At 68.8% G+C, this 12,615-nt stretch carries 11 protein-coding genes and 1 pseudogene; 7 read left to right on the forward strand and 5 right to left on the reverse strand.

Translation table 11 applies throughout. The features are described from left to right. The first annotated feature begins 42 nt into the window (after nucleotides 1-42). From U8525_RS09465 to U8525_RS09475, 3 genes are read left to right on the forward strand one after another with little or no spacing between them, the layout of a single operon-like run. The gene (locus U8525_RS09465; protein WP_374263937.1) at nucleotides 43-1,167 is read left to right on the forward strand and encodes a DUF262 domain-containing protein; all 1,125 of its coding nucleotides are present in this window, start codon (nucleotides 43-45) and stop codon (nucleotides 1,165-1,167) included. Then, nucleotides 1,157-2,278 carry a DUF3696 domain-containing protein gene (locus tag U8525_RS09470; protein WP_374263939.1) on the forward strand — a complete coding sequence of 374 codons (1,122 nt, stop codon included), beginning with the start codon at nucleotides 1,157-1,159 and terminating at the stop codon, nucleotides 2,276-2,278. Before U8525_RS09465 ends, U8525_RS09470 begins: the two co-directional genes overlap by 11 nt. Nucleotides 2,279-2,287: 9 nt before the next feature. Next, on the forward strand, nucleotides 2,288-3,259 hold the full coding sequence (locus tag U8525_RS09475; RefSeq protein ID WP_374263941.1) for a hypothetical protein: 972 nt from the start codon (nucleotides 2,288-2,290) through the stop codon (nucleotides 3,257-3,259). Nucleotides 3,260-3,996: 737 nt separating this feature from the next. Here the strand turns inward: U8525_RS09475 and U8525_RS09480 are convergent. The 4 genes from U8525_RS09480 to U8525_RS09495 all read right to left on the reverse strand — a co-directional run bounded on the left by U8525_RS09480 (nucleotide 3,997) and on the right by U8525_RS09495 (nucleotide 8,928). Continuing rightward, nucleotides 3,997-4,350 carry a calcium-binding protein gene (locus U8525_RS09480; protein ID WP_374263943.1) on the reverse strand — a complete coding sequence of 118 codons (354 nt, stop codon included), beginning with the start codon at nucleotides 4,348-4,350 and terminating at the stop codon, nucleotides 3,997-3,999. Next, nucleotides 4,347-5,330: an SWIM zinc finger family protein gene (locus U8525_RS09485; protein ID WP_374263946.1), complete on the reverse strand. Its 984-nt coding sequence runs from the start codon at nucleotides 5,328-5,330 to the stop codon at nucleotides 4,347-4,349. The genes U8525_RS09480 and U8525_RS09485 overlap by 4 nt, the downstream gene beginning before the upstream one ends. Continuing rightward, a complete protein-coding gene (locus U8525_RS09490; RefSeq protein ID WP_374263948.1) occupies nucleotides 5,327-8,332 on the reverse strand; it encodes a DEAD/DEAH box helicase in 3,006 nt (1,001 codons plus the stop codon). The genes U8525_RS09485 and U8525_RS09490 overlap by 4 nt, the downstream gene beginning before the upstream one ends. 65 nt (nucleotides 8,333-8,397) lie before the next feature. Continuing rightward, nucleotides 8,398-8,928 carry a DUF2924 domain-containing protein gene (locus U8525_RS09495; protein ID WP_374263950.1) on the reverse strand — a complete coding sequence of 177 codons (531 nt, stop codon included), beginning with the start codon at nucleotides 8,926-8,928 and terminating at the stop codon, nucleotides 8,398-8,400. 87 nt (nucleotides 8,929-9,015) lie between these two features. Between U8525_RS09495 and U8525_RS09500 the strand changes: the two genes are divergently transcribed. From U8525_RS09500 to U8525_RS09515, 4 genes and pseudogenes are all read left to right on the forward strand, one after another. After that, nucleotides 9,016-9,588, forward strand: coding sequence for an AAA family ATPase (locus U8525_RS09500; protein WP_374263952.1), 573 nt, complete (start codon nucleotides 9,016-9,018; stop codon nucleotides 9,586-9,588). A 22-nt stretch (nucleotides 9,589-9,610) separates the two neighbouring features. Continuing rightward, on the forward strand, nucleotides 9,611-10,159 hold the full coding sequence (locus U8525_RS09505; protein ID WP_374263954.1) for a hypothetical protein: 549 nt from the start codon (nucleotides 9,611-9,613) through the stop codon (nucleotides 10,157-10,159). Then, nucleotides 10,101-10,220: pseudogene (locus U8525_RS09510) on the forward strand (hypothetical protein); the annotation flags it as partial. The gene U8525_RS09505 and the pseudogene U8525_RS09510, both read left to right, overlap by 59 nt. 298 nt (nucleotides 10,221-10,518) lie before the next feature. Further along, nucleotides 10,519-10,914 carry an integrase core domain-containing protein gene (locus U8525_RS09515; protein ID WP_374263956.1) on the forward strand — a complete coding sequence of 132 codons (396 nt, stop codon included), beginning with the start codon at nucleotides 10,519-10,521 and terminating at the stop codon, nucleotides 10,912-10,914. Nucleotides 10,915-11,359: 445 nt separating this feature from the next. On the opposite strand, the gene U8525_RS09520 is transcribed toward U8525_RS09515, so the two are convergent. Beyond that, nucleotides 11,360-12,502 carry an FAD-dependent oxidoreductase gene (locus U8525_RS09520; protein WP_374263958.1) on the reverse strand — a complete coding sequence of 381 codons (1,143 nt, stop codon included), beginning with the start codon at nucleotides 12,500-12,502 and terminating at the stop codon, nucleotides 11,360-11,362. Between the last annotated feature and the right edge of the window lie 113 nt (nucleotides 12,503-12,615).

Here is a 12,615-nt window from a genome sequence, read left to right on the forward strand (position 1 = left end):
CTCTTTTCAGGCGCTCGACCGACGGAAGCTGGAGACCTCATCATGACTGAACCGACCAACCAGGAAGCGCCTGAAGGCCAGCTCCCGCTCCTCCCGGAGGGCGTTGAACCGCCGACGCCCGGAGGCTGGGACGACTATCCCATCGATGAGCTGGCCATCCGTGATGAGACGCGCACGGCGGTCGATGTTGTCCGCCGCATCGACAAGGGCCACTTCGTGCTCGACCCGGACTTCCAGCGAGGGTTCGTGTGGGACGAGAAGAAGCAGAGCCGGCTCATCGAGTCGATCCTCATGCGCATTCCCTTGCCGGTCTTCTACCTCGCGGAGGATGCGCAGGGGCGACTTGTCGTCGTTGACGGTCAGCAACGTCTTACGACGCTCAAGCGCTTCTTGAACAACGAGCTGCCCCTCGAACTCGAGGATCGCAAAGACCTGCACACGAAGAGGTTCGAACAACTCGAGCCACGCCTACAGAACCGCGTCGAGGACTGCCAGCTTCGCTGCTACATCATCGACCACAAGGTGCCGGAACGTGCTCGCCTCGACATCTTCGAGCGCGTCAACGGTGGCGAGGTGCTGACGCGTCAGCAGATGCGGAACGCCTTGTACAACGGGCCTGCAACCCAGTTCCTGAGGGACGAGGCCTCGACCGAGTTGTTCTTGGACGCCACGGGCAGGAGTCTCGACGCGAAGAAGATGCAAGACCGCGAGTTCGTGAATCGCTTCTGCTCCTTCTCACTGCTCCCTCTCGACGACAAGGAGAAGGGCTACAAGGGCGACATGGACGACTGGTTGGCCCGAGGGTTGCGCGCCGTTGAGAAGCTCCCGGAAGTCGACCGCAAGCACCTCAGCGAGAAGTTCCGCTTGGGCCTCAAGAACAACTTCGCCGTCTTCGGGAAGCAGGCCTTCCGCAAGCACCGCCAAGCCGATCAGAAACGTAGCATCATCAATGCCTCGATCTTCGACGTGATGATGAGCGAGCTATCGAAGCGCGACGACGCAACCGTCGCCGCCAAGGCGGACGCGCTACGAGAGGCATTCGTGAAGCGCATGGACGATCAGGAGTTTGTGGGCGCCGTGACGTATGGTCCAAACACGCCCAAGGAGGTGCGAAAGCGCTTCGAGATCGCTGCCGCGATGATGAAGGAGGTGTTTGATGCTGCGTAGCCTGCACATCGCGAGCTTCAAGTGCTTCCAGCAGCTCGACCTGGAGCTGCGTCCGTTGACTCTCCTCTCCGGCGTGAACGGCGGCGGCAAGTCGTCGGTCATCCAGTCGCTCGTGCTGCTGTCGCAGACGCTCTCTGAGCGCGAGTGGGGGCGGACGCTGCTCCTCGAAGGCCCCGAGCTGGCGCTCGGTAGCGCCGCCGACATTCTGAACCAAAACGCCCGCGACCGTTTTTCTTTCGGTGCGGCGACGAGTTCTGAGCGCCTGCAGTGGGCGTTCAAGGCCGCGAACCGTCGGGCGTTGTCCGTGGAGCTCGAGGGCGTTACGCGCGACGGCCAGGACGTTCCCCTTGCCGATCCCGTTCGCTGGCTGCTTCCTGCCGAGCAGGCTGAGAAATCGAGTGTGGTCGCTGCGTTGCGGCGCCTCTCGTGGATCACGGCCGAGCGCACCGGGCCTCGCGAACTGCTGCCGCTGCGCGACGACCAAGGCCACCAGCACGTGGGTCCGCGCGGTGAGCTTGCGGCCGGCCTTCTGCACTGGAGGAAGGACGAGCCGGTGCGAGAGGCCCTTTGCATCGCCGACCGTCCACCCACGTTGCTGCACCAGCTCAAGGCGCGCATGCAGGAGTTCTTCCCCGGCTGCGACCTGCGCGTCGTCCCCATCGACGGTGCGAGCGCGGTGAGCCTCCAGTTGAAGTCCGACCATCGCTCCGACTTCCAGCGCCCCCAGAACGTCGGCTTCGGCCTGACGCAGCTCTTCCCCATCCTCGTCGGCGTACTGGCCGCGAAGGGCGGCGATGTGCTCGTCATCGAAAACCCCGAGGTCCACCTGCATCCGAAGGCCCAGCAGGACATCGGCATGCTGCTCGCAAAGGTCGCGGCGAGCGGCGTACAGGTCATCGTCGAGACTCACGCCGACCATGTGCTGAACGGCGTGCGGCTCGCAGCGAAGACGAAGGCCATCAGCCACGCTGACGTCGCGGTCCACTTCTTCGGCAACAGCGACGGCACCTTTGCGCCGACGTCGCCGAAGTTGGACGCCGACGGCCGCCTCGATTCCTGGCCCGAGGGCTTCTTCGACCAGTTCGACCAAGCCCTGTCTCAGCTCCTGTAGGTGAGGCGCGTGGAACCAATCCTCGACGAGAGCAGCCTCGTGCCGTGCGCGATGCGCTCCCCAGCGGAGCGCATCGCGGCGCTCGCGCAGACGCTGCAAGCTCTCGACGGGCTGGGGGTGGCGACTGTCCTGAGGTCCGTTCAGGACGCACCCGATCGCGACCTCGGAGCTGGGCGTGGTCTTCGCGGGTGGTGCTTCGATCCCAACACACCGAGGGATGCGGGCCGCCTCGTCGCGAACAGGCTCTCCAAGCAACCCTACATCGACGGTGATGGCGGCCTCTTCGCGAAGGCAGAAGGCGCACGCGCCGCCGAGGCCCTCGTCGATGGTCATCAGGTCGTCGGCCTGGGGCTCGCGGCCATGACGGACGCGATCGTCGTCGCGCTTGCCACCGATCACCGGACCGCCGGCGGCGTCATCACGGTCGACATCACCTACGTCGATGACGACGGCCAGCGTGAAGAGCACGTCGAGGTGTTTGCTTTCACGACGGCGCAAGAGGTCGCCGATGCGCGGCAGAACATCATCGATCGCGTCGGGTCGTACATCAAGAAGCCGAGTGAGGCGTTCCGCGCCGCCGTGCAGGGCTCGCCGGATCTGATTCTCCATCCCGACGCCCTCAACGACGCCGATCAGCTTGTCGAGCATCGGTGGCGCTTCGCCGAGGAGGGAGCGAAGCTCCTTGCACGCTACGCCGCCAGCGAAGAGCTCGGCCCCCTCCGTGAATGGAAGCAGAAGTTCGCGGTGGACTTCGCTGCGAACGGTCGTGTGAGCTTCAAGTACAGGTGGACCTGCAAAGGCGAGTACCGCGAAGGCAGCACCGAGTGGCACATCAAGGAGGGGGACAACACCACGAAAAGAAGTGCGGCGCGAATCTACTTCGCCCGCGTCGAGTTTGAAGGAGGAGCGCGCATCGTCGTGCTGTACGTCGGACCTCACCCTGAAGACGGTGAGCGCACGTTGGTGTTCAACGCTCCCTGAGGTCTCGGCAGAAGACGCTCCGCCAGCGAAGGCCGCCTGACCATGCGCACCACCGACTCCGACTTCACCATCGCGCCCCGTCTTCGCGGACGGCGCGCGTGGGCGCCCTTTGTCCGCAGGCCGCGCCAGGCGCCCCAGGCCCGGCTTCGGGCGCGCCTCGCGCCAACGTGGGCGGCCGGCCGTCGAAGGGGGCGCGCGTCCTCGATGCCACCGCCGATAAGGTTTCTTGGGATCTGGCTGGAGGCCACTCGACACCTGTTGACCAAGCGAGGCGGCCCCCCGGTCCTCGGGTCCCTCTCCGAACGCCGATCGTCGAGCGCGACGCCGACGTGAGCGGCGAACATCGCGCCGATGCCCGCGTTCAACTCCGCGCGCCGCGATTCCCCGAGGGCGTCCGCGCATTCGCGCGCTCTCCGCTCGGCAGTGCACGGAACCTCGTCATGGCGGCCCGGTCCCGGAGCCATTTTCGAGTCGCGCCAAGAAGGGCGACCAGCAGGTAAACGGAACCCCGAGCGGCGCGAGCTTCTCGGGGTTCTGCCAGAACGACGCGGGGATGGCCGGCGTGGTGGCGGGCGCGCGGCGTTCTCCGTCGGGTGCGAGGAGAACGCGGGAGGCGGCGGTGAGGTGGTGGTGGGCGTGGCCGAGGGCGTTCTCGGCGGGCTCTTCTCCGGGAGAATCGTGCTCGCGCTACGCGGGGCGTTTCACTCATCGACCGGGTGTTGAACGCGCTCTGCGGCCTACCGTGTGCCACGGCTCCACTGGCGGTACGCCTCGATCCAATCGGCGCCCGCTGGCGGCGGCGTTGGAAGAGGAAGGTCGAGGATTCGGATCGCCTGCCGAGAGCGTCCACGCTTGCAGATCGCCACGATTTGCTCGGTCTCGTCCAGGTCGACTCGCTCGACGACGACCGCCACGTCGAGCACGTTGGTCTCGAACGGGACCGCCAGGTTCTCGTCGATCATCGTGAACCAGCCCGTCGCCTGTTCGGACTCGCCGTAGGCATCGACCGTGGCCTCCTCGATCATCTCGGCGAGCCTGGCCTTGCTGAGGCGCGACGTACGTCCCCTCTTGTTGCGGTTGTCGGGGTTCATCGCTGTTTGCTCGTCGCCTTGCGTGCCCGCGGTTTCGCGTTGCGTCTTGAGGGCTCCGGGAGCTTGGCTGACTCGCCGGCGTCGCTCGGCTCGGCCATCGCGATGTGGCGCGCTTTCTCCGCGGCCGCGCGCACGAGAGGCGCGAGGATATCGGCCGGACTTGCATCGCCCTCCCAAGCAGCCGGCGCACCAAGCTGGCGCAGCACGGCGCCGTGGGTGACGGGCTCGTCGAAGCTGAAGTGCAAGGTCGGCAGCGGCTCACGCGGCTTGTCGTACTCCGCGACCTTCAGCTTGCCGAGCTTCACCGTCGGGACATTGATCGTCGCGGCCTCGGGCGACGCCTTCGACTTGCCCGCCTTCTTCGCGGGCGCCTCGCCGAGGCCACCACGTGCAGCGCGGAGCGCGTCGAGTACTTGGTCCTTGGTTCGTCCGCGCAGCTCGAAGAGCAGGTAGGGATCGCGGTCGAGCGCCTCGCCGAGCACGTAGTGCGTGGCCGCGACGTGCTTGCACGGGTCGCCCCAGTCTGGGCACGAGCAGCTCGTCCTGAGGTCGGCGCGCTGCTTCGGAAAGAGGCTCACGCCCGCCTCCACGAAGACCTCGTCGATCGCCTGCGGCATCTGGCCAGCGAGGAGCTCGGCCGAGAACTGCGCCTTCTTGGCCAAGCCGTCGATGGCCTTCTTCCAGGCAGGTGCGCTGAGCTCCGTGAGCTCGATCGTGATCTTGTACGGCGCCGCCCGCGAGCCGGTGACCTTGGCCGTGACCTTGCCGCCCTTGACGACGAGGTCGTGCGTGCGCCCCGTGCGTGCGTAAGTTCGGCCGCGTGCAAGGCGCGCGGAGTCGCCGCGCAGCACGTTCTCGAGCGCCTCGATCCAGCGCTGGCCCCACCAGGTGGTGCCGGCCTTCTTCATCCGAATGCCCCGCTCGGGCGGCGGCTTCTTCGGCGCGGACTCGTACCAGTCGGCGCGGCTCCACCGACTCATGGGTGCACCTCGCTGCGAACGCGTGCCGAGCGTGCCTTCGTGCGCGACTTCGCCGGTGCGGACGAACCCGCGTCATCGTCGTCGCCGTCCGCCACGGCTCCCTCGGACAGCGAGAAGAGGTCGCGCAGCTCACGGCCATCGAGCTCGGTGATCCACTGCTCGCCGGCGCCGACGACCTTCGACGCGAGGTCGCGCTTCTGATCGAGCAAGCGGTCGATCTTCTCCTCGACGGTGCCAGCGCAGACCAGCTTGTGGACCTGGACCGCGCGCTTCTGGCCGATGCGATAGGCGCGGTCTGTGGCCTGATCTTCGACGGCGGGGTTCCACCAGCGGTCGAAGTGGAAGACATGGCTTGCTGCAGTGAGGTTGAGGCCGGTGCCACCCGCCTTCACGGAGAGCACGAAGATGCGCGGTCCGTGCGGCTCCTCTTGGAAGCGGCGGACCATCTCGTCGCGCGCCTTCTTCGGCGTGCCACCATGGAGGAACACGACCTCGCAGCCGAGGTTCGCACTGAAGTGGTCGACGAGCTTGTCGCCCATCTCGCGGAACTGCGTGAAGACCAGCGCCTTGTCGCCGGCGGCCACGCCTTCTTCGAGCATCTCCGTCGTGCGCGCGAGCTTGCCCGAGCGCTTCGGGAGCGGGCCGCTCTCCCCGAGGTACTGCGCCGGGTGGTTGCAGATCTGCTTGGTGAACATGAGCAGCGCGAGCACGCGCCCACGCCGCTCGATGCCGTCCGACGACTCGATGCGCCGCAGCTCTTCGTCGACCACCGCCTTGTACAGCGTGGCCTGCTCGCGCGTGAGCGTGCAGACGACCTTCATCTCGTTCTTCGGGGGCAGGTCCTGGATGATGGTTGGGTCGCTCTTGAGGCGGCGCAGGATGAACGGCCCGACGACGCGGCGCAGGCGCGCGGCCGCGTCGTCGTTGCCGTAGCGCTCGATGGGTAGCGCGAAGTCCCTGCGAAACGCCTCGAGGGGGCCGAGCAAGCCTGGATTGGCGAACTCGAGGATGGACCACAACTCGGCGAGGCGATTCTCGACAGGCGTGCCCGTCAGCGCGAAGCGGTGGCTCGCGCGCAAGCCGCGTGCGGCCCGGGCGGTTGCCGAGGACGCGTTTTTGATGTTCTGCGCTTCGTCGAGTGCAGCCACGGACCATTCGATCCCCGACAGGAGCTCGGCGTCGCGGCGCAAGAGGCCATACGTGGTAACGACCAGCGTGCCCGGCTTCTTCGGGATGTCGCTCGCCGACTTCGCGCGCGATGTGCCGTAGTGGCGGACCACGTCGAGCGACGGGGCGAAGCGCTCGACTTCGCGCTCCCAGTTGCCGACGACCGAGGTCGGAGCGATGAGCAACGCTGGCCGCGCGTCGCGGCGGGCCTCGTCCTTGCGACGCAGGAGGAACGCGAGGAGCTGCATCGTCTTGCCGAGGCCCATGTCGTCAGCGAGGCATGCCCCGAGGCCGAGCGAGCCCATGGTGACGAGCCAGTTGAGCCCGCGTTCCTGATAAGGGCGAAGCGTCGCCAAGAGTGAACGAGGTGCGCCGAGCTCCTTGGCGCCGCCGTTTCGCAGGTGCTCCACCAGATCAGCCACGACGCCCGACGCGGTGACGGCGATCGAAAGCCCGCCCTGTCGCGCCTCGCCCGCGAGCACAGCCTGGATCGCCTCGCGCGTCGTCAGCTTCGATGCGCCACCGGCCAGGCGCTTCTGGATATCGCCGAGCTCGCGCGGGTCGATCGCAACCCACGCACCGCGAAACTGGACGAGCGGTGCCTTCTGCTTGGCGAGTGCGGCGAGCTCCCGCGCTGTCAGAGACTCGTCCCCAATGACGGCCTCCCAGTTGACTTGCAGGAGCTCGTCGAGCGCGAGCCCGGCCGTGCCGGCGACGACACCCGCGACCTTCTTACCGTTGCCGCCCACGCGCATGCGCAGACGGAGACGGCGCTGGCCGACGGCCGTGAGCTCGCCGGGCACGATGACGCCGAAGCCCGCCTCTGCCAGCAGAGCAGCGCCATCGCCGAGGAACGTCCACGCCGTAGCAGGATCAAGATCGACGGCCTCCGGGCGCGCCTCCTCGAGCGATTCCGCGAGCGCAGGAAAGAGCCGCGAGGCACGTCCGAGCGCCTCGAGCAGAGACTCCTGCGGATCGCGAAACGCGCGCCCGAGCTTCTCGAGGCTGCGTCCCTTCGTCTTCCATACGTCCGAAGCAGGAACGAGCAGGCTCGGATCGTCGGGCGACTGGAGCAGGAAGCGCAGCACGAACGGCTTGCCGTCGCCCACCGGCAGCTCGAGGCGGAAGCATGCGCGAAGCCGGTCGCGCGCGCCGAGGGCGGGTTCGCTCCAGCGCGCAAGCTCGTCCACCACGGAGCGCTCCGCGAAGCCGTCGGTCTCGAAGCTGCGCTGGGCACCGCCGAGTGCGGTGCGCCAGCGATCGGCCCAGCCGTCCGGCGCGGCTCGCGTGGTCTTCGCGCGTGAGGCGGGAAGCGACGGGCCTCCGCGCGCGGCGCGCACCAGCGCGTCGACGACGGCGTCGAGGTACGCACGTACGAGCGCGTCGGGCGCCCACACAGCGCCCGAGCGATCGCCTCCCACCGGCACTGCGTGCGCCGCAGGGGGCATGCTCTTGGCGATCGCCGCGACCTTCGCCGTATCCTCGCTCGCCGCGAGTGCCGCAGCCCAGCGCGCCTCGATGCGCTCGCCACGCCGTGAGATCGTCGGCACCACGCGCTCGCGGGCGACGAGGTCCATCGCGAGCTTGCTGGCCAAGACCCACGTCGCCACCGAACCGGGCAGGCTCGCGATGTCCGCAGCCGGCACGACCGCGAGCTTGGCCATGGTGTCGAACAGCGTCAGCTTGAGGCCCGAGGTGTCGGAGAGTCCCTCAGGGGCGACGAGGGTTGCTGTCCACGGTTCGCCACCCTGGCCGAGGGCCGGCACTCCGCGCGGCGCGGGTTCGGTGCCCCACAGGAACAGGGACTCGACGTCTGGCAGGTACACGAGCGGCATCGGCCGCCCTTATATGCCACATGGGACCCGCTCTCGGGGAGCCGAAGTCCCGGGCGGCCCGGGATTCAGGCGGCGCAGCCCGCCTCGAGCAGGCCGGCGATCGCCTTCTTGAGCATCGCCGTCCGGCTCTTGAACCCGAGCCGGCGCCACGCCTCGTCGAGGGCCTCGACCTCGGCGGTGGTCATGCGGAGCGGCAGGACCTTCACGTCGGCGACCTCGCCGGGCGCGCGCCGCTCGATCGGCCCGACGCGGACGCGGCCCTTCTGGGCCAGCCTCAGCTTCCACACGAGGTACGCCGAGTCCGAGGACCGGGTCTCGCGCCCGACGACTTCGCGGTACATCGCCTGGAGCTCGGCGACGGAGAGCTTGGTCAGCTTCACGTTCGGGGTCGCCTCCGTTGTCGTGGTGGCCTGTGTCGTCGGCTCCGCGATCGTCTGCTGCTCGCGGGCTTCAAGCGCGTCGCCGATCCTGCGCAGCAAGAAGGTCTTGTTCGGCGAGCGCGTGGGCTCGCCGACGATCTCGGCGAAGCGGGCCTGCAGCTCGGTGAGGCGCAGCTTGGAGAGGGACTCGAGGGTGCGGCGGGTGGTGCTGGTCATGTCGGGCTCCTTGGTGGTGGTGCCCGGCGCCGCCGCCGGACCACCCGGCGTGGTCACCGGGCGGGTCTGGGGCAGTGGGTTTTCAAGATGACCGCGGCGGCGCTCGCCGGTGAGCTGGGCCTACCCCTCTTCAGCATCCAGCTCGACGGGCTCATCACGAAGTACATGGGCGAGACCGCGGCCAAGCTCCGACTGGTATTCGACGCCATCCAGTCCACCCGCGGCGTGTACCTGTTCGACGAGTTCGACGCGCTCGGCGGGGAGCGCGGCTCCAAGAACGACGTCGGCGAGAGCCGCCGCGTGCTCAACTCGTTCCTGCAGTTCCTCGAGCAGGACGACTCCGACAGCATCGTGCTTGGGGCGACGAACCACGTCGGCTTGCTCGACCGCGCCCTATTCCGGCGCTTCGATGCGGTGCTCGAGTACTCGCTGCCCACCGAAGACATCGCGACCCGCGTGATGCGCGCGCGGCTGGCGCTCCTCGATACGAGCAACATCGAGTGGCACGCGGCGGCGAAGGCGGCAGCGGGCCTTCGCCACGCAGAGATCGCGATGGCCTGCGAGCAGGCTGCCAAGGACGCAATTCTCGACCACACCACGGCCGTGCGGGACACCGAGCTCGTGGCCGCGCTTGCGGAACGACGCAGTACGCACGCGTAGCGGGCGCCAGGAGGACTGACGCGTGGCCGCTCCTCGCAACCGCAAGCACATCCTCGTCCCCGGCCCACCGACGGCCGAGGAGTACAAGCCGCACGGGCGGAAGATCGACGTCACCAAGCCGGCGCCGCCGGCGAGCCGCGCGAAGCACGGCAAGGCGCTCGAACGCGCGCTCAAGGCCGCTGTCGTCGAGGCCAACAAGCGCCGCGACGAAGCCGGCATCGAGGTCCACGGCGCGGTGCCCGGGCTCTACGTGCAGTTCGAGAGCCAGCCCGACGTGCCGCTCCAGGTGTCGTCGCTCGAGGACTCGCGGCAGGGCATCGAGGTCGTCGCCGTCAGCCACTCGAAGACCGACGAGCCCGAGCCACGCCGCATCGAGCGCGCGACGGTATTCGTGCCCGACGGCAAGGTGAAGCACTTCCTCAAGCGCTTCGAGAGCTACTCGAAGACGACGCCGAAGAAGGAACGTGAACGCCGCTACGAGGACATGATCGATCCGGTCGCGACCCTCCGGCTTGCGACGCTTCGCGGCCTGTGGAAAGGTCGTCGAGCTCATCCTGACGCTGAAGCGTGAGAACCGCGCGTGGGGCCAGCGGCGCATCCGCGAGGAGCTGCGGCGCATGGGCATCCGCGTGAGCGAGCCGACCATCGCCCGCATCCTGAAGGAGAACGGGTTCTCGCCACGCCCGGGGAGGAAGCTCGACTTCGACCGCGTGAGGTCCACCGCGAAGGACGCGCTCTGGGCGCTCGACTTCTTCGCGGTGCAAACGGCGAAGGGCGTCTGGCTCCAGGCCCTCCTCATCATCGACGTGCACACCCGCGAGCTGCTCGACCTCCGCGTCCACGACGGTTGGGACGTCGACTCGGTGTGGACCATCCGCACCTTCAACGAGGTCTGCACCCGCGAGAAGCGCGCGCCCAAGGCCGTCGTCCATGACCACGGCACCCACTTCGCCGGGCAGTTCGCGCGCCAGCTTCGCGTTCTCGAGATCGAGGAAGAGGTCACCCACTGGGCTGCCGTCGATGAACTGCTACGCGGAGCGTGCCATCGGCTCCGTCCGCCGCGAGCTGCTCCGGCACATCCGCGTGGCCGACGCGAAAGAGCTGCAGTTCTACCTCGACGAGTACCGGCGCTACGCGAACACCGAGCGCCCCCACCAGGGCATCGACGGGCGCACGCCGGAGGAGTTCGTAGCCAGCAAGCCCGAGGCCGAGGTCGTCGACCTCGCCGACGTCCGCAAGCGCCGCCTCGAGCGCCGCCCGTACGCCAACGGCATTCTCCAGGGCTACGCCCTCGTGGCCGACGCCCCGCCCGCGAAGGCTGCCTGACCATGACACCCGCGGACCTCCACTTCGTGCCCTGCTTTGCGGACGGCGCGCAGGGGCGCCCGTTGTCCGCGCGCCGCGCCAGGCCCCCCCAGCCCGGGTTTTGGGCGCGCCTCGCGCCAACGTGGGCGGCCTGGTGGCGGCTGTCGATGGGAATCGGCGTCGTCGATGACGCCGCCGAGGAGGTTTCTTGGGATCTGGTTGGAGGCCTATCGACACGTGTTGACCACGCGAGGCGGCCCCCCCGGTTCTCGGGTCCCTCTCCGAACGCCGATCGGCGAGCGCGACGCCGACCTACGCAACGAACCTCCCGCCGAGACCCGCGGTCAACTCCGCGCACCGCGATCTTCCGCGGGCTCCCGCGCATTCGCGCGCGCTCGGCTCGACGGGGCGCGGTACCTCGCCGCAGCAGCCCGGTCCCGGAGGGGAGGGCGGTCGGGCGCCGGCTTCAGTGCGGGCCCGCGGCCGCCAGCTCCCGCTGAAGCACCCGGAAGTGCTCCAGCACGTGCTGGAGCGCGTGGTCCGAGACGAAGTCGAGCCCCTGCATGGCGCCCGCGGCCGCCGCGGCGGCCCGCTCGAACATGGCCTCCTCGTAGCCCTTCACGGCGCGGCTCCAGTCGGCGTCCGCCGCGAGCGCGAGCGCCAGCTCCGCGCCATCGAGCATCGCCATGTTCACGCCCTCGCCGGAGAAGGGCGGCATGACGTGGGCCGCGTCCCCGAGCAGCGTCACGCCCGGCCGGTGCGTCCAGCGGTGGCCCACCGGCAGCGCGATGATGGGGCGCGCGGCCATCGTGTCGTTGCTCGCGTCGATGAAGGTGAGCAGGGACGGCGCCCACCCCGGGAGCAGCGCCTTGAGTTGTTCACGGGCGCGAGCAGGGGAGGCCGTGTCCACGACGCCCTCGCGGAGCCGCGCCTCGGACACCCGGAACATGAAGTAGGCGCGCACGTGGCCGTGGCTGCTGCGCTGGGCGATGAGGCCCTGGCTCTTGCCGACCACGGAGAGCTTCCCGCGCGGGAGCAGCTCCGCGACCGCCGGGTGCCGCGTGTCCACGTCGTCGATTTGCAGCTCGATGAAGAGCACGCCCGTGAAGGTCGGCGTCGCCGGGGACACGAGCGGGCGGACCTTCGACCACGCGCCATCCGCGCCCACGACCAGGTCGAACGCGCCGAGCGTGCCCGCCGGCCCCGCGACGCGGTAGCGCCCGTCGGGCAGCGGCTCCACGGCGGACACCTTGCTCCCCCAGCGGATCCGCTCCGCGGGGAGGCTGTCCAGCAGGAGCGAGCGCAGCTGCGTGCGGTCGATCTCCGGCCGGTCCCCGTCGCTCGCCTCGTTGTGCTGGAAGTGGAGCGTCCCCTGGGAGTCGTAGAGGGCGTCCCCCTGGTCGTCGTACCGGGCGACGGCGTTGAACTCCGCCTCCAGCCCGGCCTCGCGGAGGGCGCGCAGCCCGGAGTCGCCGTGCAGGTCCAGCGAACCGCCCTGCGGACGGGCGAGCGGGTGCTCATCCAGCTCGAACACCGTCGCCGTGATGCCCCGAGTGGCCAGGACCCGGGCCAACGTCAGCCCGCCCGGTCCACCCCCGATGATTCCCACTGCCTGGGTCTCTTTCATAGCGTGCTATGTAAATCATGATAGGATGCTATGCAACTGACAGGGGCCGGCGAGGGGGCCGCCGCCGGGTCCGACGCGCGATGCGCCCGGGGGCC

This window comes from Corallococcus sp. RDP092CA (genome assembly GCF_041903675.1).
GTDB lineage: Bacteria > Myxococcota > Myxococcia > Myxococcales > Myxococcaceae > Corallococcus.